General features: G+C 66.5%; 1 protein-coding gene. It reads right to left on the bottom strand.

The window, feature by feature from the left end; translation table 11 throughout:
* The coding region (locus EN807_RS32485; RefSeq protein ID WP_135937925.1) for an Lrp/AsnC family transcriptional regulator at positions 1-504 on the bottom strand (504 nt) is incomplete at both ends.

The raw sequence follows: 504 nt of genomic DNA, 5'->3' as shown, positions 1-504 counted from the left end.
GTCGCCATATGCTTCGGCGCCGGCCATTCGCTCGTGATCTCGGGCTGCACCGGACGCTCGAGATAGGTCGACAGCACGACATAGCTGCGCGTCGAGGTGACGCCGGGCGTGTCGTATAGACGGGCGAGCAGCCCTTCGAGCGCGCGCGTATCCTCGGTGCGCACCTTGAGCAGCATGCAGGTGTCGCCGGCGACCGTATGGATCTCCTCGACCTCCGGATATTTCGACACCGCCATCAGTTCCGGCGTCTTGCCCCAGCCCCTGGTGTCGATGTGTACGAAGGCGAGCAGCGGCTTCTTCACCGCTCTGGGATCGATGATCGCCGCCGTGGCGCGGATGGCGCCGCTGCGCTTGAGCCGCTTGACCCGCTCATGCGCTGCCGGCGGCGACAGGCCGACGCGATCGCCAAGCTCGGCATAGGTGACCGTCGCGTCGTCGACCAGAACGCCTAATATTTTTCGGTCGGTCGCGTCGACATCCCGGGCCGCCGGCCTGTTCCGCGGA

This window comes from Mesorhizobium sp. M5C.F.Ca.ET.164.01.1.1, assembly GCF_004792125.1.
Classification (GTDB): domain Bacteria; phylum Pseudomonadota; class Alphaproteobacteria; order Rhizobiales; family Rhizobiaceae; genus Mesorhizobium; species Mesorhizobium wenxiniae.
The sequence above is the reverse complement of the archived record's forward strand: the minus strand, read 5'-3'. Positions and strand labels throughout refer to the sequence as shown.